Below are 22,744 nucleotides of genomic sequence, written 5' to 3'. Positions count from 1 at the left end.
GCTTCAGATCTTACGTTCGACAGGCTTCAACGCCGTATCGCTGACGGGTCAACCCCGTCGCCCTAACCCCGTAGCCGTCCAGTATATGCCGCCTAGCAGGTGCTGTAGATACCGCTCGTCCCGGTACATCTCGACATTGTGCCCGAGCAGGGTGACGAACACGCGCCCTTTCTCGTACTGCTGGAACCACGCCTCTGGATGGTCCCCGCCCATCCGTTTGCCCACTTGGCCAGGCCAGATCCTGGTCGGATCGTAGCTAGCCTCGTCCACTTTCAGCACGGGATTGATCGTGATGCTATATGGGTTGCTGGTGACGTAGAATTCGTCGCTCCAAATCCAGCGGTCCGGCAAGCCAAATGTCGCGGGAAATCCGTTGTCCGCAATGGTGACGACCGCAGTCTGGACCATCGGATGGTTGATGAAGGAGCGGCCGATTAACTTCTCGTACCACGGCCAGGCATTGGGCGGAATGATCGCTGCCCGGTGCACTACCATGGCATTCCCACCCGACCGCATATACTGCTCGAAATGGCTGCGCTGCGCCTGGCTCAACTGCTCTGCTGGTGTGTTGAGGAAGAGCACCGCTGCATACTGATGCAGGTCGTCGTCGAAGACGGCAGGGTCACTCGTCCAAGTGACCCCGAACGAGTGGAGCCTCGCCAAACGCTCGAGGTTTTCCCGCGCCACAGGTATATACTCGTAATGGTACTTGCTGGGTGTCGCGATCACGAGCAGCTTGAACTGATCCTCGGCCCAGCTTGTGGAAGGCATAACGAGGCAAAATAGGGCGGCAATTACCCGAACAACGGCCTTCATCGTGTACTCCTCCCAACAGCTCATGTTCTTGTAGCGCGGGAACAAGCCAGCGCCAGCCAGACCTTTGTGGGCGAGCGACGCTGGTATGCGACTGCTCTACCGACAGCGGCTCAACCTCTCGAAATTGGCGGCGTTGGCATACGGCAGACGGCTCCGATCAGACAGTCGGCGGCAAAGCGACCCAGAAGCAGACATTCACGGTCCTCTTCTCCCTCCTCAACTTCGGCCGTTTGTTCAGTTGCTCTTCGATGTCCGGGCGCACGGATTCTCGCACTCACTCGCGTTGCCGCAGATCACTTCCGAGCTGTAGATCATTGATGATCGTCGCCTAGGGTTGCCACCTTCTCCGCGTCGGAAGGCTAGTCTATCAATGCCAGAGAGCCTATCCGGCCCGTGGCCGCCCAACCCGGGCGGTCAAGGGAGGTGATACATATAGACACCGCAACAATCGTAGCACTGGTACTCGGCGTCGCGACGCTCGTCGTCGCGCTCCTCAGCTTGGTAGTGAAAATCATCGAGCTGTCGCGCCACTAGGCCGAGTTGGGGACGTCCCGGCGCTGGAACGCTGGGGCGTCCTTAAAAGTTTGAGCCCCGAACGCTGGAACGCTCGGGGCTCAGGGGATGACCTATAGACATAGAACATCGTAGCCCGACCCATATACGCTTCAATCTGTAGCGCCGCAAGGTTGCCCCGCCGCAATCCCCGTGTCGTTTATGTGCGAGCAACGCCCCAAGCATGCAGACCCACTTGCAGTCATTCGCGGCCTCTTTCTGGCTCCCCAACTTTTGCCATCCGTTCAGTTTTCCCGCGGAGAAGGTTCAGAGCCTTGGCACTGCCCGCTGCCCCGCCAGCTTCCAACTGCGGCGTGGTGATCATTACGGCAACGGCAGAACAGGCTACTTCAGCGCCGACTTCCGCTTCAGCGCTGGAGTTCCTCGGTGCGCGAGGGTCTCAGTAGGAGGGACCACGGAGCTCACGTGACACCAGCCGGTACAAAAAAGGGCGACCGAAGCCGCCCGAGGGTACGCTGTCGAAAAGGGACTAACGACACGCAGAGATTAGGTTAAGTTAACTGCCCCATTAGTGCAACCCGCATCTGCATTTGAATGTGTGAGGCGTTTTAGGCGCCAAACTCCAGCCGTCTGCGTCCGGTTAACGCCATAGGCTTTGCCGCAAATATACGTTCCCAACTTTCGGCGTGTCATTTGAGTAACAGCCTGCTGCCAAAGTCAGCCTGCATTTTTACGATCTTTACAAATTGCGACAGTCTCACCTACCTTTCGATGCGTCCTTCAGGGGTCGCGCTTAGGCGTGATGAAAATGGGCGGTGCATCCGGGGATCGCAGTGCGGTCAACTGGTTCAGGTAGGGGATAACGATGAAAAGCATTTCGCTCACGACCAAAGCACTTCTGCTTGCTGCGGCTACGCCGTTTGCATTCGCAGGGACGGCAGCGTTTGCGCAGGACGCGACGGCGTCCGCGCCGGCGCAAGAATCGCCGGCCGCTACTCCCGTTCAAAACGCGGTGAACGCCACTACCGACCAGACTGATCCCGCGGCCGCGCAGACGGCCGGCGACGAGATCGTTGTCACTGGTTCGCTGTTCCGCCGCACCGACACCGAGACCCCTTCGCCGGTCACGGTCCTGACAAGCCAGACGCTGCAACGTGCAGGTGTAACGACGATCGCCGATGCTCTCCGCTCGGTCTCCGCCGACAGCGCCGGCTCGATCCCAACAGGTTTCCAGGGCGGGTTTTCGGCTGGCGGGTCGGCCGTTTCGCTCCGCGGTCTCGGCGTGTCCTCGACGTTGATCCTGATCGACGGCCTCCGCTCGTCCGCGTTCCCTATCAACGACGATGGGCACAATTCGTACACCGATCTGAATTCCATTCCCTTTAGCGCGGTGGAGCGCGTCGAAGTGCTCAAGGACGGTGCCTCGTCGACCTATGGCGCGGACGCGATCGGCGGCGTGGTCAACGTCATCCTGAAGAAGCGGTTCACGGGCGTCACCGGTACTGTTGAAGGCGGCATCGCCGAGCACGGCTATGGCTCGCGCTACCGCGCGAACATGACCGCCGGCGTCGGTGATTACGATACGCAGAACTTTAACTTCTACGTCAACGGCGAGTATCAGCGCGACGGACGCATCTCCGGTCGTGACGTGGGCTTCCCGTACAATACCAACGACCTGTCCTCGCTCGGCTTGGCCGATAACAACGCGGCCGACAGTTCGCTGACTACCGCAACAACCAACGCGGTGGTGGTACGCGCAGGGCAGACCGACCTGAACAATCCGCTCGCAGGCTCGATCGCGAACACCCCGAGTGGCCTGCAGGCTAACGGTAACCCGTTCTACAACTTCCAACTGCTGAACGCGAACTGCCCGAACGGCACCTACACCCCTGACCACCGGCACCAATCGTGGTACCGGCTGCTCGCGCAACATCACAAGCGACTACAGCCAGGTTCAGCCGCTGCAGGAGAAGTTCTCCTTCACCAGCCGTCTCAGCCTGAAGATCAGCGACAACGTCGAAGCCTACGTATTGGGAAGCTATTCCCATAGCCAGGTCAACATCATCTACCCGACCAGCTCGCCGAGCGCGATCCGCCAGCGCCAGCCCTACGGCGCATCGCCGCTGACCGCATCGAACAATCCCGGCATCGTCCTGCCGCAGTACATCTGCGCATCGGGCATTAACTGCGCGACGTCGGCGACCCGTACGCTGAACCCCAACAACCCGTTCGCCGCCGAGGGCAGTGCGGCACGCATCTACTACCTGTTCGGTGACCTGCTGACCGGATCCAACCGCGGCAACGAGGTCATCCGTGGCGCGATCGGCTTCAACGGCACCTTCGACGGCGGCTGGGACTGGCGTGTCGAGGCCGTCGGCGCACGCGACAACCTGAAGATCGAGCAGTTTGGCACGCCAAGCATTGCCGGCCTGCAGCAGGCCGTGAACACGGGTGCGTACAATTTCGTGAATCCGGAACTGAACACCGAGGCAGTCCGGCAGCTGGTTGCGCCAAACATCCTGGCGCGTTCGTCCACCTCGCTTGCGTCGCTCGACGCATCGGTCAGCAAGGAACTGTTCCAGTTGCCAGGCGGTCCGTTGCAGCTTGCAGTCGGCGGACAGGTGCGTCGCGAGACGCTGGACAACCCCGGCACCAACCCGGACCTGTTGAATTACAGCAACACCGCTGCCGCGTTCGGCAAGCATACCGTCTCAGCCGGATATTTCGAGCTGAACGCGCCGATCGTCAAGCAGTTCGAAGTCAACGCGTCCGGACGTTACGATCATTATTCTGAAGGCTTCAGCCACTTCTCGCCGAAGATTGGTGCAAAGTTCACGCCGATCGAACAGCTTTCCGTCCGTGGTACCTACTCCAACGGTTTCCGCGCGCCCACCTTCGCCGAAAGCAACCCGCGTTCGAGCTATCCGGGTTTCGTAACCTTCGCACCGCCAGCTTCATTCGTGCTCGCGCATGGCGGCAGCTCCAATCCCTATGCTCAGTCCTACAGCGTGGGTGGTGGCTTCTCGGGCAACCCAGACCTGAAGCCTGAAAAGTCGCGCAGCTTTACCGGCGGGCTAGTGTTCGCACCGAACCGCGTGTTCAGCCTCACGGTTGACTACTACAACGTCAAAAAGTCGGATGTGATCGTGGCGGGCCCGAACGCCGGTGACGCACGTGCCGCGTACTACTCCCAGACCAACCTTGCTGCTGCGACCGCGGCCGTCGCCGCCATTCCGGGCTACTCGGTGGGTGCCGTCGATGCGATAGATCCATTGTTCCCGAACGCGCTGCCCCGCGTGCTCGTGATCAACGGTCCATACGTCAACGCAGGCTACTTCAAGACGCAGGGAATCGACTACTCCGCGACCGCGGCTATACCCATCAACGACGACGTCAAGTTCACCAGTCGCTTGGACGTGACCCAGGTGCTGAAGTTTAACGTCGACTTTGGCGATGGCGTCGTCCGCAAGTACGTCGGGACGCTTGGACCGTACGAGCTGTCGTCGGGTGCAGGTACTCCGAAGTGGCGTGGCAACTGGCAGAACACGTTGGAGCTGGGGCCGCTTTCGCTCACCGCAACGGCCTATTACGTCTCAAAGATCCGCCAGGTCGCAGCGGACGAAGAGGCGGCGGATGCCAACGGCAACATTGATCTTTCGTGCGCTACGGCGGCTGGAAGTCTTTATGCATATCCGACAGCTGAGTCGCAGGCTAAGTACTGCAACGTAAAGCGGTTCATCTATGCCGATCTTAATGCTACGGTGAAAGTAAATGAAGACTTCTCGTTCTACGTCAACGTCGGCAACTTCACCAACGAGAAAGCCCCCACTTGCACCTGCGTCTTACTCGGGCGTCAACTATCTGCCAAGCTGGCACTACGCAGGCGTGGTAGGTCGCACCTTCCGTGCAGGTGCTACTTTCGCGTTCTAAAGTCCGGACTGTTACAAAACAGGGGCGTACGTAAGCGGCGCTCCTGTTTTGAGTAGCGTATGGATGACGCCAGTGCAGATATCGAATGACGCAGTCTGAGCCGTGTTACTGTTACGCGAAATTTGCGATGTTCTGATCAACGATATATTCGAGAACACGAGTCGGTATCGGATTGCAAAAATCGATATCAATTGCTTCCAGACTGCTCCAGGCGACCCAGCCGGAAACGTCGGCAAAATATGGGATTGCAATGTGTACGAATGTGCCGATGGTCACCCCAAGGCGCGTTTCAATTCCGCACCCCAAACTCGTGCAGTTTTGACCCGACCAGTTTTGTTGCCAAACTTGCCCGCGGTGATTGTCATAGCTCAATCAACGGCAATGCGAACGTCCGTTCGCTCGTCCTACGCCAGCCTAGACGGTTGGGGTTTTGATGAACGACACGCCATAGCCAATCGATAGCCGTCCGTCCTCAACATCTCATTACGAGCGCTGAACGGGGATGAACCGTGATCGCCGTTTTTGGCGGTATCGCAGGGCTGCGCGCATCTCGATAGGTGGATCGTCTGATTACCGAATCAGTCGACATCCGCGCCGACCCATACCCGGCCATTTGCGGCGCGTTTTTCGTTTCTCAACTTCTGCCATTTGTTCATGTTGAAGGCGAAACCGCTTTGTGGGGCAGGCTGACCACGGAACGGCTATGGGAACGGGCAAGCAATTGCCCCTTGAGCCGTCAAGGTACAGCGAAGCAGACGTCAATCGCTGCAATTCGGGAGACCTATAACGCTGCGTGACCAAGTTGACCGCTGTCGGCATCAAGATCGCGCAGATCGCGGCCGCGCGTTTCGTGGCCGAACCACGCGATCAGCATCAGGGAAAGCGCGGTCGGCACCATCACCAGCAACGATGATATACCCATCGACAGGACGATGCCGCTGATCGTCAGTCCCTGGGCCAGCAGTCCGCCACCCTTCGTGCAGGCCGCGACCCAGCCGGTGGCGCGCCCGCGAACTCGCAGCGGAAAGCTCTCCGCCGCATACGGTAGCACGGTCGCAATCATGCCGTTGGTCCCGACAATCAGCAGCGCCACTGGCAGCACGGGGCTGCCACTACCTGCAAATTCCAAACGCAGTACCAGCAGCAAGCCCGCTAGGGTCACCGCGATCATCGTCGCCAGCGCCCATTTCGTGCTCCATCGGCTGTACAGAAAGGCCGCGACGAAGACGGTAGGAAAGGCGATGAGCGCGCTTTCCGCGAGCAGCCTGCTTGAGAGGCCCACGGAATAGCCCTTGGCGACCAGATCGGCCGGAAGCCAGAGCAGCAGCCCAAAGTTGATCAGTCCCCACGACAGGGCGCATAGGCTAAGGGCGGCCAGCTTGCCGTAGAGCTTCACGCCGATCGGCGCATGCGAGGTACGCTTTTCAGCGATGACCCCCGTGCTAGGTCGCTGCGCCTGCGCGCCGAACCGTCGCATCACCGCCTCAGCCTCGTCGACCCGCCCGCGCGCGAGCAGGAACTTGGCGGATTCGGGTATGAACGCGCCGAGGACGACCAGGGTCAGCCCAGTAGGAAGATTGGCGAGCCAAAGGATGCGCCAGCCGAAGATAGGCTGCAGCACCGCCGACAAGCCGCTCGCCGCGAAATATCCGCCGACGGCGCCCAGCCCACCGACCAGGACAAGGCTCCAGCCGCGGTGGCGACTCGGCATCATCTCGGCAAGCAGTGCATAGGTCACTGGCAACATGCCGCCCGCCGCGGCACCCATCATGAAACACATGGCGATGTTCCAGGCGAGGCTTGGCATCGCGCCGCAGATCGACGTGCCGACGAACATTACCGCCGACAACAGGATCGAAGCCTTGCGGCCGTAGATGTCGGCGATCCAGCCCCAGAGCACCGATCCAGTCACCGTTCCGGCCAGCGCGAAGAACGGCACCAGCGACACCGTCTTCTTGGGCACGCCGTATTCGCTGATCATACCGGGCACGGTAAATCCGAGCGAAGCGGGCTTCATCACGTCGATCACGAGCGCAATGACCAACACCGCCATCAAACCCCAATGCGCTGGCCTGAGCGCCGCGTCTTCCGGCGCCGCGATCACGATGCCAGCCGCTGCCGCGCGCCGGGCCGCCACATCGCGCGGCAGCAGACCATAGGCCGCCACCAGAGTACCCAGCACGATCAGCGCCATACCGGCCACCATCATGGTGTCCATCGGCATGCCGGCCAGATGATAGTGCATCGACTGCGCCATCGCGAACATTGGCAAATGCGCGGCCACGCCCGCAGTCACGGCGAGACAGCCCAACACGAAGGCCCAGACAGCCTGTCGGTCAGACAGTGTGCTTTTCATCGCCTGCATCTTCGCCCCCCAAGCTACAAGTCCAGCTTCTAGGTGGAGCGTGATCATTGGTCTACGGCGCGATCGGGCGGCTGGCGCCCCACTGCTTTGAACAGACACGACCCAATTACCAATGGCTACCCTGCCCTCCGCCGCCCTTGACCGAAATGCGGCCGCTTAGCCTACTAAAGTGCTATTCGGACCCGAGCATCCATTCAGCTGCCATCGCGGAGCAGTGTTACGCTCCGTAGTATCGTTCGACCTCATCCAACCGGAGCGTGAGCGCTCTGCTGGGCAAATGGATAGTTAGTCTCTGCCGTTCGTCTTGGTGAAAACGATCGGCCTTCTTTAAAAGGTCACGGATGGCTGCGCGACCGACGACCCTGTCGCCGCCAAGCCAGCCACTGCCAAGCGCAATCTCAGGTGCTAGAATAAGGAGGCCATAAGCGTCAGGTGCGAAATGCTCGATTATGACGACGGTGTCCTTCTTGCCGTGATAGCGTTTGCTTTCATACCGAGGATTTAAGCTTGGCGACCGGCGGGCCGTTGGACCCATAAACGGTCATCCACGTGCCTCTACCCGCCTCCCAACTTTGGACACTCGTTCGGACTCGGCAGGATCGTCATCGAGCGTAGCGACCCCCATCAACGGATGCATGACGAAGGTCCAGCCGTCGCCGCCGACGATCATAAGGCGCAGCGATTGACGATCTGCGGTGCCAAGCAGCGATGCCGCTCCTGACGAAGCCGGCAATGTGACCGTCCTGCCATCCTGTAGAATACCGGTTGCCCAGCCACGGCGGCCATTGCGGATCTCGTTAGCAAGGCGCTCCAAGGCCGTCTCGAGCGCAGTGCGCGCACGTTTTCCTGTAACCCATGCATATCCGCCCGAACCCAATTCCAGCGGCGTTACTTGGGGTTGGCTGGGGACTGGCGACGGCTGTTTGACAATACGGCTGGGGTTTTCTTTCAGGGTGTTGAGAGGACGCACACCCTCCATACTCATCATGCGCGCAAACTCATCCATCGCTGTTTCCTCAGTGGTAGCGCCCGGAGCGAATGGGTTTGACTACTGGTTCCTTCCTGGTGCGAGGATGGCCTAAGAAGGGCGAACTTCGCTGCGGTGTTTTCCGTGGCCAAAACCAGGCGGGCTCCAGATCGTGCACCTCTCGCGGGGGAAACGTTGTGGGAGCACAGGCTCATTACGCGGGAACAGGCAACCACCAAGCCCGCTGCTGGTTTATAGTAAACATCATCGGCGGCCGGTCCGGTTCATCGCGGGTGCTTTCTCGACGAGGCACTATGCTCATCCACGCTGGCTATACCCTGACCTTCGACTGCAATGCCCCGACGCCGGTCATCGCCATGCTCAATCTTCACCCTTCGCGACTGGTCGATCTGCGATCACCGTACGAAATGTCCATCGGCGCGGCGACGGATCGGGAAGACTACCGTGACGCGTTCGGTAATATTTGCACCCGCCTGATGCTGCCAACCGGCGTGACGACGCTGTCCTGCGACTTCGTCATTGAGGATAGCGGCAAACCCGATCCTCAGTATCCCGCTGACCAACAACCGGTTGAGGAACTCCCGGCGGAGATACTTACATATCTATTGGGCAGTCGCTACTGCGACACCGACCGCCTGACGACGGAGGCCTGGCGCCTGTTCGGCGGAACCACACCAGGGGCTTCGCGCGTCCGCGCGATCGTCGACTTCGTTCATCAGCATATCACCTACGGGTACTGCTACGCTCGCGCTACACGGACCGTTTACGAGGCGTATGGGGAACGGGTTGGCGTCTGTCGCGACTTCGCCCATCTAGCAGTCGCCTTGTGCCGCTGCATGAATATCCCGGCGCGCTACTGCAGCGGCTACCTCGGCGACATCGGCGTACCGCCCGTCGACGCCGCAATGGATTTCCATGCCTGGTTCGAGGTTTATCTCGGCAATTCCTGGCATGCATACGATGCACGGCATCGCATCCCGCGTACCGGCCGCATCTTGATGGCAGTGGGCCGCGACGCAGCTGATACCGCCCTTACCACCGCTTTTGGCTGGGCGCGGCTCATCCGCTTTGAGGTTCACACGGAAGAGATGTCAGCGCTTGCACCGCGAATTGTACCGCGTCACGACCCCCTCCTAGCGCACGATGGCATCCTGGAACTCGTCGTTTAGTCCAGCGAACTTAGTGCTCCTAAGTCGTCCCCTTTTTGTCTGCCGATCTAACCTGACCCAGTTCCGGACGTTCGCGGCCGCTTCCGACCTTCCGAACTTCGGACATTCATTCATGTCCCTCCGAAGTCCGGCGTATTTGAGTGATCTGCCACTATCTCAGGCGAGCAGGATTTCCCGCCACGGTCGCACCAGCGCGAACATCGCGCGTCACGACACTGCCTGCGCCGACGATCGCATTGTCGCCGACGGTGATGCCGGGCAGGATCAGCGCACCACCGCCTATCCAGACATTGCGGCCGATGATGACCGGCCGACCGAACTCAAGCATCCGGCCACGCTGGACCGGATCGCGCGGATGATCGGCGGTGAGGATCTGCACGCCCGGACCGACTTGCGTGCCCGCACCGATCTGCACCGACACTACGTCGAGCACCGTGCATCCAAAATTGAGAAACGCGCCCCTCGCCCAGATGAATGTTATAGCCATAGTCACAGTGAAACTGCGGTCGGATCGTCGCACCGAGCCCCGCGTGACCAAGCCCTTCTACCAAAAGCGCATGACGCTCCGCCCCGGTAGCTGTCGATGCGCGGTTGTAGCGGTCGAGCCACGCCGCGGCGCGCGCCGCGTCCGCGACGAGTTCCGGATCGTCGGCGACGTAGAGCTGGCCCGCCAGCATCCGCTCCTTCTGTGTCATCGCCGTCAACTCAGGTCGTGGAGGTCCTTGCCCAACGGGGCGGTGATGCTCAGGTCTGAAAAGTGCACGTCCAGCCCGGCACGCTCGGGCGTGCAGGCCATCGGTCCAACCTGATAGGCGGGGGGCGATTGGAAAGGGAGCCAATCTGACCAGCGGCCACGTATTGCCGTCCGCCGAGACCTGCAACCGCAAAACGCCCTTGGCGACCGTCGCCCGCATCCAGAAATCCTGCGCGCCATGCTCATAGGGGCCGGTGGCCCAGTCGGACTTTCCGTCGGTCAGCACGCTGCTCAGCATGGCGCGCCCGTCGGACAATTCGATCCCCGCCTTGACCCAGCGTCGTTCGTCGACCCGCACCATGATGCCGGCCTGATCGTAGAGTTTCTGATACTGGCCGCGAATGCGCAACTGGGCGGTAAACGCTGCAGGCGCGGTGAAGCCGAGGAAATGACCGCTGTCCCGGGTGAAGCCGTAATGTGTCTCGCGCCAGAAATCGCTGCCCTTGTCGGTGACAAGCGTCAGGTCTCCGCCGGGTGCGACCTTCCAGGAGTTGGGCGCATTCAGCCAGCGACCGTCACGGCGCCCAAGCGCTGAGGTTCCCGAGCCTTGCGCCGTTGCGACGCCGGCACTGCGCACGATCGTCAGCGCCGCAGCACCACCGATCACCGTCCGCCTGGTCACCCGATCCTCCGTCATAACCGCTGCCTTTCCACCATTCGCGATGTTATGTACATATGTACACATACCGAGATCGAGGTAAAGAGGCGATGACCCAACAGTCCCGGCGCAACGATCCGGCACGGCGGCAGCGCATTATCGATGCGACTCTGGTGGTCGTTGCGGATCATGGAACCGCCGCAACGACCCATCGCCGCATCGCCGAGGCGGCACAGGTGCCGCTCGGTTCGGTAACCTATTATTTCGCGACGCTGGAGGACCTGCTCACGGCGGCCTTCCTGCAACTGGCCGCGGAATCCTCGGCTGCCTTCCGCGCCCGCCTGGACGCTGCGACCGACAGGACAGCGGCGTGTACGGCAGTCATCGACATCATCGCGAACCAGATTTGGGCGGACCCGCGCACCCTGTTGTTGAGCTACGAACTCTATGCCTTCGCGGCCCGGCACCCACCGGTCAGCGCGGTCATGCAAAATTGGATGGACAACAGCAGAGGCGCCCTAGGCCGCTTCTTCGACCCGCTCACGGCGCGCGCGCTTGACGCGCTGATCGAGGGTATCGGCATCCACAATTCAATCGATCGCGCCCCCCTCGAGCGCGATGCGATCAAGACCATCGTCGAGCGGATTGCCGGGTGTTAGCCGGTCCGATCCATCAGGGTACCCCAGCGCAAATGGCGCCACCGTCAGGATCAAGCCGATGCAGGAGGTATCACTGCCGCATGACCGCAATCTATGCCCTTTCACGCGCGCGCCGCGCCAGGCTAAGGCGCGGTGCGTAGGAGATTATTCATGAAAATTGCGCCGGTCGCCCTGCTCTACCAAGCGCTTCCACCACCGTTGATCGACGGACTACGAAAGGACGCAAAACCGGGCGGATATTCAGATGGCGGCGCCGACATTGCTTTCGCCTTGCGGACGGCCGGGGTGAATGTGGTCACGCCCACCTCCTCGCCAGACCCTGCCAAGGCACTCGACTGGGTCTTTCCGGACACGGCCGAGGGCATCCGTAGCGCAGGCGAAGCCGGCGCAGCGGTCCTGTGGGCGAACACGGTCCTGTTCGAAGGACATCCGCTCGAGACGGCCATGGCCGATTTCGACATCGTCGGGCAGCTTCCCGCGGCAATGCAGGCGTTCGACGACAAGTTCGAGACCAACCAAATCCTGGCCGAGGCTGGCCTGCCGGTAGCGCGGTCGTTTCTGCTGTCCGGCACGGCGAAGGAGAACGTCTGCGCACTGGCCGATGTCGAGCACGCTTGCGCGTCCCGCGACATGTCCTTGCCGATGATCGTCAAGCCGGTGCGCGGACGTGGCAGCCAAGGCGTCACCCTGGTGGAAAGCCTCGGCGACCTGCGCGATGCCGCGACTACGTTGATCGAAGCCGCCACCTTCGGCGACATGCTGATGGTGGAGGAGTTTCTCGATGGTGACGAGATGACGGTCACCGTCATGCCGCCCGCGTCCCCGCGTCCGGACGGTTCGCGTGCACCGACGCACTGGGCGTTGCCACCCGTGTACCGCTTCGATCAGCGCGGCGGAGTAGCACCGTATAACGGCGACGTTCCGGTCACCGCCAACAGCGTCGCAATCGCTCCCGAGCGGCTACTCGAACTAGCCATCGTGGCGATGATCGACAGCTGCGTAACGGCAGCCGCGCTGGTCGACGCCCGCACCGCGATCCGGATCGATTGCCGGGCCGATCGTGATGGTCTGTTTAAATTGTTCGACCTCAACATGAAGCCCAACATGACGGGGCCGGGCCGCCCGGGGCGCGAAGATCAAGATTGCCTCTCCGCGATCGCCGCCCGCGCCAAGGGCTGGAGCTACGTTGATCTTTTGCAAGCGATGCTTGCTGCTAGATGGGGGCCCAAGCCACTAAGGGAGCTTAGCTAAGCACGTCAGTCACGGGGCGGAAGTAATTGCCCCTGCTTCCGATCAGACCCACGAGCAGACACTGACAGCCTCTTCCCATTGTACTGAAACCGGTCGTTCGTTCACGTAAAAGCGGGGGGCAAAAAGGGCTAGAAGCGCCACTTAAGGGTTACGACCGCAGCGGGTGTTACAACTGCAGGGTTTTGACTTTGAATGACATGAAGCTTCGTTTCTGCGTTAAGCGGCCCGGTGAACTCACCGCGTAGCGGCTTCGGGGCAAATTTTGCCTTATCCGCGTCAGAAATCCAGATGTTCATGTTCTTGGGAGCGCAAACTATTATTTCATCGGCCGGGCTGCGGTCTGCGCATGTCGCTTCTTTATGATGAACCTTCTCAAGATCGAATTCGGCCATCCGCGGCGTGATGGTAGTCTGAGCACCAGACGCTGCAAAAAAGGCAGCCACAGCTGCGGCCATTACCATGAAGCATTCCGTACGAGCACAGCTTCATCTCCTGCCAAGGTAATACTTATCGGCCGCTCCAATGGCGACCGTGCCGGTTCAATTTTCACATTATTTGGACAACAACATGGCTGGCGGGGGAAAAGCAGTGGTCTATGTCGTTCGCAATCCACCCCTCCATTCCCAATCATCGCTTCCAGACCGTGCGAAAACTCGCTGGGTGATTCCACAAGGTTGCTGACGGGCGTATGCTGTAATCATGGCATATATCGAGGGTCATGCGCGCGACCAGGCGCTGCTGCTGCCGGCATCGGTAGAGGATTATGTGGCAGCGGATAGTCCGGTTCGGTTCATAGACGCGTTCGTTGATGACCTCGATCTGGGCGAGGCCGGTTTTCATCGGTCGCGGCCGAAGGCGACGGGGCGCCCAGGCTATGACCCGGGCGACATGCTCAAGCTGTACCTGTACGGCTATCTCAACCGGGTGCGGTCGAGCCGACGGCTGGAAGCCGAGGCGGCACGCAACCTCGAGCTGATCTGGCTGCTGCGTGGGCTTCGGCCAGACTACAAGACCATCGCTGACTTTCGGCGCGACAACCGGAGCGCCTTCAAGGCAGTGTTCCGCGCCTTCGTCGTCCTATGCCGCAAGCTCGACCTGTTCGGGCGCGAGCTGCTGGCGGTGGACGGCACGCGGCTGAAGGCGGTGAACAACCCGGCACGCAACTTCTCCCGTGACAAGCTGGCCAGGTATATTGCCGCGGCCGACGAGCGGCTTGAGGGGTATATTGCCGAGATGGACGCCATCGACCGCGGCGAGGATGGCCATGCGCCTGGCCGCAGCGGGGCACTGGCCGCGAAGATCGCCAGGGTGCGCGAGCGGCGTCAGGCCCAGGAGGCGATGCTGCACGAGCTGAACGCCAGCGGCGAGAGCCAGATATCGCTAACCGACCCCGATGCGCGCGCGATGGTCACGGGTCGAAAGACCACGGTCGGCTACAACGCGCAGGTAGCGGTGGATGCGAAACACAAGCTGATCGTCGAGCAGCACGTTACCAACGCCGGCACCGACATGGGTCTGCTGGCACCCACTGCTGGGGCGGCGAAAGACGCGCTAGACGTCGAGCAGATCGATGTGGTCGCCGACATGGGTTATTACAAAGGCGAGGACATCGAAGCATGCGAGGCGAATGGTATCACACCCTTCGTCGCCCGGCCGAGACGGGGCAGCGCCATCGCCAATGGCCGTTTCTCTAAGGATCTCTTTCGTTACGATGCCGAGGCGGACGCGTACCACTGCCCGGGTGGCCGGACCCTCGACATCAGCTATCGCGCGGTGACGCGCGGCCACGCCAACATCCAATATTCCAACCCCGCCGCCTGTTCGGACTGCGCAATCAAGTTGAACTGTACCAGCAGTCGCTGGCGGCGCATCAACCGTTGGGAAAACGAGGCGGTGCTGGACCGCATGGCGGCGCGCTTGGTTGCGCGCCCTGATATTCTTGCCGTTCGCCGCGAGACGGTCGAACACCCGTTCGGCTCGATCAAGCAATGGATGAACCAGGGCGCATTCCTGATGCGCGGGCTGGAGAAGGTTCGCGCCGAGTTCAGTCTGACCGCGCTCGCCTACAATCTAAGAAGAGCCATTACCCTCATCGGCGTGCCGGGGTTGATCAGGGCCGTACAGGCCTGATCAAGCTCGCCAAATCTGCTGCGCAGCGCTCAATGGCTTCCCCTTGAAGCCACCACAGCGCCACCAGAGCGCCACCACGGCAGTAACTCAAAAATATTTGCGCCCAGCTCCACCGTTTAACAAAAGACGTCCGTGCTCATGTGACGGCGAGTTCTCGCACGGTCTGCGCTTCCCTTTTGAGAAAAGGCACAGCGCGAAACTCACTTGCTGGGATCAGGGCCGATGAGGTCAATAAACTTGCCGTCTGAGTCGAGCATGATTCCGATGAGAAGGGTGCGATCGGGATAGACGAGCGTAAACTCGTCGAACCCGAACCCATCGGGCCGTCGAAAGCGGATGGCCTGCGGAATGCCGAGTGGTTGCAAGCGGCGGTGCGTGGCCGCAAGCGCTGCGCGGCCTGCCTCTGAGGCGTCCGGTTTCATCAACGTGTAATCAGGCTCGGACGCAGCACGGCCGGCAAAGAGGCGGCGCAGCATCGCCTCCCCGCCCTTGAGCGCTACAGTCCGCGGCGCGAAGACCGAGACGGGGGACGCCGCCTCGATCGTGGCGGCAGCAGGCATTTGGCCTAGGCGGCGCAGCGTCGTGGCGAATGCATCCGCGGCGGGGATCTTGAGATCGGGCTGGACGCCACGTCCTTCCCAGTTTGATCCGGTAACGGGGCTCTCCGCGCGACCAGTCGGGATAAACGCCATGACACCGTGTCCAATGGAAACACGCTCCCCGGGGTTCGCGCCGCCACCGGTCACCTCTCCGACAACGGTGCCAAGCTTCAGCGTCTGCATGTCGTAGGCGAGCTCCTCGCCGCCCGAAAAGGTATTGCCGCTCGTAAGGACATAGGCAGGCACACCGGCGAAGCTGACCGGGGTCGGCTCGCTGAAGAAGGAATCGCGCTTGAACTCGGTGGTCGCTGTTTTACGCTCGACAATCCTGTTGATCTCGGTTCGCTTGCCCGCAGGCACGAGATAGCTGACCAGGTAGCTTACCGACGCGGGATCGCCGCCACCGTTGCCGCGCACGTCGAGGATCAAGGCGCGACTGCCTTTCAACCCCGCCATCGCGCGGTCGAGCGCGGGTTTGAACGCCCAGGGATTAGCGAACCCATCGATCTGGAGGTAGCCGATCCCGCCGGGCAGCCGATCAGCGCGGACGATCCCGGCCTCGCCGGATGGCATCGATGCGACGCCCGGCGCTGGCCGGTTGGATGTATCGAACACCATCAGATGTTTGTCGGCCATGACGCCGCGGAGGTCCTCGGTCAGTCGCGTGGCGAGTGCGGGCAGATCCACAATCCGATCGTAGGCGCCCGACGTTGCGGCGGCGGTAATCGCGGTGGCGCCCCGCTCGCCAACTTCGGGGTATACGTATCGGCTGCGCAACTCGGCCGCCAGTTGTGCCACAATAGCTGTGCGAGCGGCCGCGTCGAGGTTCGAAGTCCGTGCAGGCGTGGCCGAAGCCGTAGCCGTTTGAGCGCCGGCAGACGGTGGCACGGTCAAAGCTAACAGAGGGAGGAGCATCACGAGGGCATGGCGACGGGGGGACATCGATTACTCCTTGGTCAACTTGAGAGCGACGAGGCGCATTGGGATCGATGACGCATCAAGCTGGGCGTCAAAGCGATCGAGAACTGAGATCAGAGAAGCGTCGATGTCCGCAAACAGGCCATCAAACAGGGCGTTGAGGTCCGCGTTGAAAGCGCTGAGCGCGGCAGCCTCGTAACGTGCCTTGTCCGTCGGGCTTAAGACCCGTCGCCGGCCATCGGACGGATCAGCGTTGACTTCGACCAAGCCGCGCTCTTCGAACTCCCGTGCCATGCGAACGATAAGCGGGTGAGACAATCGCAGGCGTCGCGCGATTTCTACTACCCCGATCTGTTGGTGCTCAACGATCAGCAACAGCATTGAAGCGCCGCGCGGTGGGACGTCGAGGCCTAGCTGGAGAAGAACACCGCTTATCTGATCGACGATACGATCCGACGAGCGGCGCAGTCGATGCGCTAGGAATGCGCTTCCATGTGACTCGATAAAGTCGGCCATCTTCAAAGGATGTTCGGTAACAGGTTACGTGTCAAGTTACGTACCTTAGGCTCCGTTTATCAACACGGAGAGCTACGACTGCCCAGGTTTATCGGAACGGTTGGTTTTGCAGCACGACACCGACCTATCATCGGCTCTCGAATGCCGATCAGCTAATCGATCTCGCCAAAATGCGGACTCGGAACGCCGCCGGAACGGGTTGGTACCCAATCGGAGTACTAGAGCGGTACCAGACGGCATAGTTGGTACTTTCTCCTTAAGCGCTACCATGGCTGGCATGAAGAAAGACGAGATAGACGACAGCATGCAGGCCGCGATCCTGCGCCTTACGATAGGTGAGCGGGAATGCTTGAAGCGTTGTCTGGGTCATCAGACGGCCAAGGAGATGGCGCTGGATCTTGGCGTCTCTCCTCACGCTGTCGAAAAGCGTCTTAAGATGGCGCGTGCCACGCTGGGCGTGACGTCCTCGCTTGAGGCGGCAAAGCTGGTGGAAGCAGCCGAAGAGGTCAACCGACTAGTACCCCAAACGTCCGGACTTTCGGGAACCAACGCGATCGTTGAGGATGTCGCTGCCGCCATTCCGCACCTGTTGACCACGCGAGGTGAGCGGCGACCCTCCATCTACGTGATTTCAGGAGCGTTCCTTATGATTTTAGTCTCGGCAGCCGCCCTTACCCTCTGGCTCCAGGCCCCTGGCACTGGCGGCCAACATGCAATTCCACCCGCCGTTGCCGATGCGGCGCTAGCAACATCATCGAACGCAGCACCAAGCCCAGGCACCGAAGCTATGCTGCGTCAGCTTGTCGCCGGCCTCGCGAGCGGCTCACCCGATTACGGAAAACTTTCGCCTGGGTTCGCTAAGGTCGTTCAACGCGATCTCCCCATGACACACCCCATGTTCAAGGCCCTCGGAGAGCTGAGATCTGTGACGTTTCGCTCACGCGGCATGAAGAATGATGACATCTACAACCTCGTCTTCACCAACGGTCAGGTGCTGATGTCGGCCGCGCTCGATTCCGAGGGCAGAATGGCGGGCGGCATAATGCAACCAGGCAACCGCATCCCTTCTGCAGAGATGCCATCACCTGGCACTGAGGCTGCAGTGAGGCACCTTGTTGCTGGCCTGGCGAGTGGCTCGCCAGATTACGACAAACTTGCCCCCAAATTCGGTGATTTGGTGCGGAGCGATATGCCGATGTCACAACCTATGTTCAAATCCATGGGCGAGTTGAGATCGGTCACTTACAAAGGAAAGGGTAGAATGGGAGACGACGTCTACAATCTGGTCTTCGCCAACGGTGGAGTATTGATGTCTGCTTTCCTAGACGCGAATGGAAGAATGGCCGGAGGGTTCATCGCGCCGCCGAGCACACCCCCTCCCCTGATCTTACAAGTGGCAGACCGACAAGCTTACCTCATGAGATGCAACCGCTCACGCGCCGAGAAGCGGTTGCGTCTTTCAACTGCCTCGAGACTTCGCTCAATCTCCTAAGACAGGGAATTGCTACACGCGCACGGCCACGGCTTGGAGTGCGAGCCCCAATTCCAGAAATTCGCAGCCTTGTTTAAGCTTTTCAGATTGGATCATTCGTTAATCGGTCAAAGACCGGTTTCGAAAGGGATTTGCTAGCTGGATAGTATAAGTCGGAGAACCCAGCGGAGCTACCTTCCGAGGGCACGCCGGAACTGAGATCGAACATCATTGCCGCTGTTGTCTTTTCAAGCGGCCCGTCGCATCAATCACTTGATGCTGACGGAGAATATCGGTGCGGGCATTCCAACTGGGTTTGAGTGCCATACTCCTCGGATCGGCTTCCGCCAGTGCGAGGACTCAGCCGCAGAGTGTCCCCGGTGTCCCAACCGCCCTCACCTCTTTCTTGCACAACGACATCGTCGAACCCGGCGACTACCGATGGTTACGCGGGCGGTTTGCTGATGCGACAGCTGTGGACAAGCAGGTATTCATCGCTGCTTTGGAGTGGAATGAAAAGTGTGAGAACCAGTCGCGTACGGCGATGAAAGGCCTGCTGGCCACGATGGGCCAAAGTTTTGATCCTGGTAAGGACGTCTATACGCGGCCTGCACCGTGCCGTCAGTTCGTACAGCTCCCCATACCAGCGGATGTGACATGGCCAGCGTTTTCCGCTGCGCTCGATCGCGTCCGGCCATATGCACTCGGCATTATTCGTGCGACTGCGCTTCAAGAGCAGCAGGTGATCGATCAAGGCAACTATGCCGAGCAACTGCGCACCCGACCACTTGGCGAGCAGACCTTGCGTTTCGCATGGGTCGAAAGCCAGCGTCATGAGGGGCAAACTGCAGCTTATTCGTCGCTCGAACGGATCGTGTACGAAGGCATTCTTCTGCGTGCCCTAGACGACCGCGATCAAGGTAATACGGCATGGCTTTCGACCAAGGTGGCTCATGAAGGCTGGCCAACGCGTTCAAAGGTGGGTGACGACGCATCCAGCGCGGCTTGGCTGCTTGTCCAACACGCGGATGCCAATCCAGCCTTCCAGCTGACTGCCTTGCGTCTCATGGCACCGCTGGCCTCTGAAGACGAGATTGATCCGCGCAACTTTGCGATGTTAACGGACCGCGTCGAGCTCAAGCTCTCCGGTAAACAGCGATACGGTACGCAATGGTCCTGCAACCGCGGCAACCGCGTGCCGCTACCACTGGCGAACACTAATGCGGTCACTGACGCTTTGCGCGCGAAGGCAAAACTCGGGTCGCTCAAGCAAAACGCCGCCCAAATCGATACTTTGTACGGACCGTGCCCACCCGCCTAGGTCTAACCCCCGGGAAGACCCCCAAACGGACGCTAACGCCTCTTCCTTCGCTTCCCAACTTCCGACGCTGGTTCATCTTTACGAATGACAGATTTTAACACCCGGTTATCCGCTCGCGACTGTCGCAATGGGATAGGAAAGCAAACCGCCTGCTGTTCGAGTCAGAATAGGCACAATAGCCGATGATCGTTCGTGTAGAGCGGATGGCGATTTAGCGCCGTCAAGCGCCCTTAAAAGGCTGAGAACCGGCGCCCAGAAGCAGCAGGCGATTAGTCGTCGAGCGGCGAGAAGGTGCGCGTTATCGCGCTTTTCCCATCCCCCTGGGACTTTTCGACGACAGCGCATCTCGAAGCCAGTCGCCAACGACTGCCACAACGCGAGGTGATCCGAGGTACGGGCCTAACTTCGACGCCTCATCCGGCGCGCCTGTGACTGCGCCTTCCTGGAACGAGTGCCCGAGTCCGTCCAGCATCACAACTCGAGCGAGGTGGTTGCTCGCCAAAGCGGCACGTGCCGCAGGTGCGTCATCCACCACCGTATCCTTGGTCCCGTAGACCGCTAGAACGGGTATATGCAGAGCCTTGAGATCAGAGGCCGAGCGTAATTTGCTCCCTTTCCAGGCATCTGGAACGTCGATCATCGTGAGCGCTTGTTCCGCCTGCGCCCGCGGGAACCCCGCTGCCTCGAACCGGTCGATAGCGTTTGCGCGAAGGCGTGAGATCGTAGTCGCATCTCTGCTGTCCACGCGAGCCTGGAGCAAAGTCATAGCCGCATCCGCCGCCGGGCCGACGAGGGTGTCACGGCCGCCGACAACCATCTTCATCATCTGCCTGTAAAGCCCCTTCCTAACGTAAGGCAGCCCGTCGCCAACATTGCCCGCGAGCGTCACCACGGCCGCAATGTTTGGATCGGCAGCCGCCGCCGCGGGCGCGATTACACCGCCCCCCGCTATGGCCGACCAATGCAATGCGGCTGCCAGCGATATCTGCGCGATGGCGCATCGCCGCAACAGCGGCGGCAGCGTCTGCGGTCAGCCGCTCGGGATCCTCCTCACAGGTGCCGGTCGACTGCCCGACCCCGCGCTTGTCATATTCCAGAGCAGCTATACCGTCGGCCGAAAGTCGCTTGATTAGCTCGGAGAAGCCGCCACGTTTATTGGGTCCATTCCCCTGAATCATCACGGCCAAGGGATAGGGACCTTTCCCGTGGCCTGCCGGGAGGTACAGCGTTCCCGCCAGAACAACGTCCGGTTCGGATGAAATGCGAACATTGATGGCCATCGGCCCGGGCACAGCCAAGCCAAGGCGGTTCGGTGAAGGTTTGCCGACAGCTGCCTGTGACTGGGCGTCTATGCCGCCCACGATGGCTGTCGCGGGAAGCAAAAGCAGGGCTGTTAATAGCCGTATGGGGGACACCCAGAACATATCAGTCATGGCTTTCATCGTTGCTCCACCTCCTCACTGTGCAGCACGCCGGTATGCCATGCCGAAGTCTTTCCACCGTTCGCTGCCGAACTACCGCTGGTGGCATTCGGCAGCCCTCGCTCCGCGCTATCGGAACATATGTAGATTTAAGAGTCAAACTATGTTGGTTGGGACCAGATCATTCATGCGAATTAACAGACGCCAGCCTTTTAAAGACATAGGGTGTCAAACCCTCATGAAGCGTAAGCTTTGTCGCTGAAGGTAGCCTGTCGAGCCGCAGCTTGCGCACCGAGCGCGTTCCGTCCACGTCGAGCCCCTGATCGGATACGGCGCCGACGTCAAAGCGTGGGAGGATGTACGGCCCCTCTGCATCTCTACCGACAATGTATGATATGGTTTGCCGATTGTTCAGCAGCATCTCGCCGTCGACGAGCTTTATCGTGCCGCAGAAGTCGTTTGCGAACAAGCCGTTCGCGCTGGCATCAACAACAGGCTTACGAAGATAAAGAAATAAAGCAACAAGCAATACAGTACCGGTTGCAACGACACCTATGCTAATTACACGTCTCATCTTCGCTTCCCCTTTGCGTGTCGGACGCTCTTTCCTCTCGGCCCGTACACGGCCTCGGCAATTCGTCGCCCCTCCACTTTGGGCCTCACGCTCCTTGTGCGAGACACACCACAACATATGTAGATTTATCAGTCAAGTAGGTCTTCAGAGGCTCAGCCAGTCGCGTGGGTCGTTGCGGGGCCTACAAGCTACCAGGCAAGCAAATCGCGCGAGGCGCCTGCAAGAACTCGCATATGCCACCGCGAAATAGATACTACCGCCACAAATTCGATCGCCAGCTCCGCGACTTGCGCCCTCAAGGATGACAAATCGAGCATCAATACGCCCATGAATAGCGACAGCGTAATCGTTGCCGCTCCGATCAGCGTGCCGCACTTCACGATGCGCGGCCAATCCCCCTCCACGAGCATCCACGCAAGACAAAGGTGCGCTATACCGAGCAGAAGCCACGTGACCAGCAAGATCGGGATGGCGCTGTTCTGAGACCAAATCAGATAGAGATTCGGTCCGTCGCCGGCGCTTGGGATGCCAAAAGGCGGACCCTCTGCTAAGGACAGGAAGCCGATTGCCTGCTGGAATTGCAGAGCTGCCACCGGGATGAGTAACCCTAGGGCAAGCGCGTAGTTCGCAAGGATCAGGCGCCCTTCGCTGTGCTTCCCGATCTCGCGCCACGCCGTAAACAGACAGCCGAGAGCGAACAGGAATGGACGCCGATCCTCGACCGCGGCTTCGAACTCCGCTTCCATGGCCA

The 22,744-nt window shown here is 60.4% G+C and carries 20 protein-coding genes; 8 read left to right on the top strand and 12 right to left on the bottom strand.

The features are described from left to right. Positions 1 to 48: 48 nt before the first annotated feature. On the bottom strand, positions 49 to 816 hold the full coding sequence (locus NHF48_RS03025; protein ID WP_253070186.1) for a ThuA domain-containing protein: 768 nt from the start codon (positions 814 to 816) through the stop codon (positions 49 to 51). A gap of 1,378 nt (positions 817 to 2,194) precedes the next feature. Between NHF48_RS03025 and NHF48_RS03020 the strand changes: the two genes are divergently transcribed. Both NHF48_RS03020 and NHF48_RS03015 read left to right on the top strand, forming a co-directional pair. After that, a complete protein-coding gene (locus NHF48_RS03020) occupies positions 2,195 to 3,379 on the top strand; it encodes a TonB-dependent receptor plug domain-containing protein (protein ID WP_253070185.1) in 1,185 nt (394 codons plus the stop codon). Then, positions 3,360 to 5,315, top strand: a complete 1,956-nt coding sequence (locus NHF48_RS03015) for a TonB-dependent receptor domain-containing protein (RefSeq protein ID WP_253070184.1) — start codon at positions 3,360 to 3,362, stop codon at positions 5,313 to 5,315. The genes NHF48_RS03020 and NHF48_RS03015 overlap by 20 nt, the downstream gene beginning before the upstream one ends. A gap of 725 nt (positions 5,316 to 6,040) precedes the next feature. Here NHF48_RS03015 and NHF48_RS03010 read toward each other — a convergent pair. Then, positions 6,041 to 7,624 (bottom strand): MFS transporter, encoded by a 1,584-nt coding sequence (locus tag NHF48_RS03010; RefSeq protein ID WP_263816674.1) that lies wholly within the window; start codon positions 7,622 to 7,624, stop codon positions 6,041 to 6,043. Between the two features lie 541 nt (positions 7,625 to 8,165). Continuing rightward, complete coding sequence (locus tag NHF48_RS03005) at positions 8,166 to 8,630, bottom strand: hypothetical protein (protein ID WP_253070182.1); 465 nt, start codon at positions 8,628 to 8,630, stop codon at positions 8,166 to 8,168. Between the two features lie 275 nt (positions 8,631 to 8,905). On the opposite strand from NHF48_RS03005, the gene NHF48_RS03000 reads away from it, so the two are divergent. Then, on the top strand, positions 8,906 to 9,781 hold the full coding sequence (locus NHF48_RS03000; RefSeq protein ID WP_253070181.1) for a transglutaminase-like domain-containing protein: 876 nt from the start codon (positions 8,906 to 8,908) through the stop codon (positions 9,779 to 9,781). A gap of 151 nt (positions 9,782 to 9,932) precedes the next feature. Here NHF48_RS03000 and NHF48_RS24255 read toward each other — a convergent pair whose 3' ends face one another. Further along, a complete protein-coding gene (locus NHF48_RS24255; RefSeq protein ID WP_342454553.1) occupies positions 9,933 to 10,160 on the bottom strand; it encodes a DapH/DapD/GlmU-related protein in 228 nt (75 codons plus the stop codon). Continuing rightward, positions 10,102 to 11,172 carry a DUF1349 domain-containing protein gene (locus NHF48_RS24250; RefSeq protein ID WP_274705114.1) on the bottom strand — a complete coding sequence of 357 codons (1,071 nt, stop codon included), beginning with the start codon at positions 11,170 to 11,172 and terminating at the stop codon, positions 10,102 to 10,104. Before NHF48_RS24250 ends, NHF48_RS24255 begins: the two co-directional genes overlap by 59 nt. Positions 11,173 to 11,210: 38 nt before the next feature. On the opposite strand from NHF48_RS24250, the gene NHF48_RS02985 reads away from it, so the two are divergent. Beyond that, positions 11,211 to 11,792, top strand: a complete 582-nt coding sequence (locus NHF48_RS02985) for a TetR/AcrR family transcriptional regulator (RefSeq protein WP_342454552.1) — start codon at positions 11,211 to 11,213, stop codon at positions 11,790 to 11,792. Between the two features lie 150 nt (positions 11,793 to 11,942). Beyond that, a complete protein-coding gene (locus tag NHF48_RS02980; RefSeq protein WP_253070179.1) occupies positions 11,943 to 13,043 on the top strand; it encodes an ATP-binding protein in 1,101 nt (366 codons plus the stop codon). 128 nt (positions 13,044 to 13,171) lie between these two features. Here NHF48_RS02980 and NHF48_RS02975 read toward each other — a convergent pair whose 3' ends face one another. Next, positions 13,172 to 13,498: a hypothetical protein gene (locus NHF48_RS02975; RefSeq protein ID WP_253070178.1), complete on the bottom strand. Its 327-nt coding sequence runs from the start codon at positions 13,496 to 13,498 to the stop codon at positions 13,172 to 13,174. Positions 13,499 to 13,742: 244 nt separating this feature from the next. Here NHF48_RS02975 and NHF48_RS02970 point away from each other — a divergent pair, with 244 nt between their 5' ends. After that, the gene (locus NHF48_RS02970; RefSeq protein WP_253070079.1) at positions 13,743 to 15,173 is read left to right on the top strand and encodes an IS1182 family transposase; all 1,431 of its coding nucleotides are present in this window, start codon (positions 13,743 to 13,745) and stop codon (positions 15,171 to 15,173) included. Positions 15,174 to 15,373: 200 nt separating this feature from the next. Here the strand turns inward: NHF48_RS02970 and NHF48_RS02965 are convergent, their stop codons facing one another. Then, entirely contained in the window at positions 15,374 to 16,687 is a 1,314-nt protein-coding gene (locus NHF48_RS02965) for a S41 family peptidase (protein ID WP_263817012.1), read from the bottom strand. A gap of 30 nt (positions 16,688 to 16,717) precedes the next feature. Next, positions 16,718 to 17,206 carry a MarR family winged helix-turn-helix transcriptional regulator gene (locus tag NHF48_RS02960; protein ID WP_253070176.1) on the bottom strand — a complete coding sequence of 163 codons (489 nt, stop codon included), beginning with the start codon at positions 17,204 to 17,206 and terminating at the stop codon, positions 16,718 to 16,720. 277 nt (positions 17,207 to 17,483) lie between these two features. Here NHF48_RS02960 and NHF48_RS02955 point away from each other — a divergent pair, with 277 nt between their 5' ends. Then, positions 17,484 to 18,698 carry a helix-turn-helix transcriptional regulator gene (locus tag NHF48_RS02955; RefSeq protein ID WP_253070175.1) on the top strand — a complete coding sequence of 405 codons (1,215 nt, stop codon included), beginning with the start codon at positions 17,484 to 17,486 and terminating at the stop codon, positions 18,696 to 18,698. Between the two features lie 385 nt (positions 18,699 to 19,083). Beyond that, the gene (locus tag NHF48_RS02950; protein ID WP_253070174.1) at positions 19,084 to 19,998 is read left to right on the top strand and encodes a DUF6624 domain-containing protein; all 915 of its coding nucleotides are present in this window, start codon (positions 19,084 to 19,086) and stop codon (positions 19,996 to 19,998) included. A 298-nt stretch (positions 19,999 to 20,296) separates the two neighbouring features. Here NHF48_RS02950 and NHF48_RS02945 read toward each other — a convergent pair whose 3' ends face one another. From NHF48_RS02945 to NHF48_RS02930, 4 genes are all read right to left on the bottom strand, one after another. Continuing rightward, a complete protein-coding gene (locus tag NHF48_RS02945; protein WP_263816671.1) occupies positions 20,297 to 20,890 on the bottom strand; it encodes an alpha/beta fold hydrolase in 594 nt (197 codons plus the stop codon). Further along, positions 20,844 to 21,176 (bottom strand): alpha/beta hydrolase family protein, encoded by a 333-nt coding sequence (locus NHF48_RS25715; protein ID WP_446741194.1) that lies wholly within the window; start codon positions 21,174 to 21,176, stop codon positions 20,844 to 20,846. Before NHF48_RS25715 ends, NHF48_RS02945 begins: the two co-directional genes overlap by 47 nt. A 424-nt stretch (positions 21,177 to 21,600) precedes the next feature. Then, positions 21,601 to 21,993, bottom strand: a complete 393-nt coding sequence (locus NHF48_RS02935) for a hypothetical protein (RefSeq protein ID WP_253070171.1) — start codon at positions 21,991 to 21,993, stop codon at positions 21,601 to 21,603. Positions 21,994 to 22,181: 188 nt separating this feature from the next. Continuing rightward, on the bottom strand, positions 22,182 to 22,739 hold the full coding sequence (locus tag NHF48_RS02930) for a hypothetical protein (RefSeq protein ID WP_253070170.1): 558 nt from the start codon (positions 22,737 to 22,739) through the stop codon (positions 22,182 to 22,184). Positions 22,740 to 22,744: the final 5 nt, after the last annotated feature.

This window comes from Sphingomonas sp. H160509, assembly GCF_024124765.2.
Lineage (GTDB): Bacteria > Pseudomonadota > Alphaproteobacteria > Sphingomonadales > Sphingomonadaceae > Sphingomonas.
Note: the sequence above shows the minus strand (reverse complement) of the source record. Positions and strands in the feature narration are given on the sequence as shown.

Excerpts from the sequence above, each read along its gene's own strand:
- NHF48_RS03025 (WP_253070186.1), bottom strand. The coding sequence starts at position 816 with ATGAAGGCCGTTGTTCGGGTAATTGCCGCCCTATTTTGCCTCGTTATG.
- NHF48_RS02980 (WP_253070179.1), top strand. The coding sequence starts at position 11,943 with ATGAAAATTGCGCCGGTCGCCCTGCTCTACCAAGCGCTTCCACCACCG.
- NHF48_RS03010 (WP_263816674.1), bottom strand. The coding sequence starts at position 7,624 with ATGCAGGCGATGAAAAGCACACTGTCTGACCGACAGGCTGTCTGGGCC.
- NHF48_RS02965 (WP_263817012.1), bottom strand. The coding sequence starts at position 16,687 with ATGCTCCTCCCTCTGTTAGCTTTGACCGTGCCACCGTCTGCCGGCGCT.
- NHF48_RS24250 (WP_274705114.1), bottom strand. The coding sequence starts at position 11,172 with ATGACGGAGGATCGGGTGACCAGGCGGACGGTGATCGGTGGTGCTGCG.
- NHF48_RS02985 (WP_342454552.1), top strand. The coding sequence starts at position 11,211 with ATGTACACATACCGAGATCGAGGTAAAGAGGCGATGACCCAACAGTCC.
- NHF48_RS02975 (WP_253070178.1), bottom strand. The coding sequence starts at position 13,498 with ATGGCCGCAGCTGTGGCTGCCTTTTTTGCAGCGTCTGGTGCTCAGACT.
- NHF48_RS03000 (WP_253070181.1), top strand. The coding sequence starts at position 8,906 with ATGCTCATCCACGCTGGCTATACCCTGACCTTCGACTGCAATGCCCCG.
- NHF48_RS02960 (WP_253070176.1), bottom strand. The coding sequence starts at position 17,206 with ATGGCCGACTTTATCGAGTCACATGGAAGCGCATTCCTAGCGCATCGA.
- NHF48_RS02930 (WP_253070170.1), bottom strand. The coding sequence starts at position 22,739 with ATGGAAGCGGAGTTCGAAGCCGCGGTCGAGGATCGGCGTCCATTCCTG.
- NHF48_RS03020 (WP_253070185.1), top strand. The coding sequence starts at position 2,195 with ATGAAAAGCATTTCGCTCACGACCAAAGCACTTCTGCTTGCTGCGGCT.
- NHF48_RS02935 (WP_253070171.1), bottom strand. The coding sequence starts at position 21,993 with ATGAGACGTGTAATTAGCATAGGTGTCGTTGCAACCGGTACTGTATTG.
- NHF48_RS02970 (WP_253070079.1), top strand. The coding sequence starts at position 13,743 with ATGGCATATATCGAGGGTCATGCGCGCGACCAGGCGCTGCTGCTGCCG.
- NHF48_RS03005 (WP_253070182.1), bottom strand. The coding sequence starts at position 8,630 with ATGGATGAGTTTGCGCGCATGATGAGTATGGAGGGTGTGCGTCCTCTC.
- NHF48_RS02955 (WP_253070175.1), top strand. The coding sequence starts at position 17,484 with ATGAAGAAAGACGAGATAGACGACAGCATGCAGGCCGCGATCCTGCGC.
- NHF48_RS25715 (WP_446741194.1), bottom strand. The coding sequence starts at position 21,176 with ATGATTCAGGGGAATGGACCCAATAAACGTGGCGGCTTCTCCGAGCTA.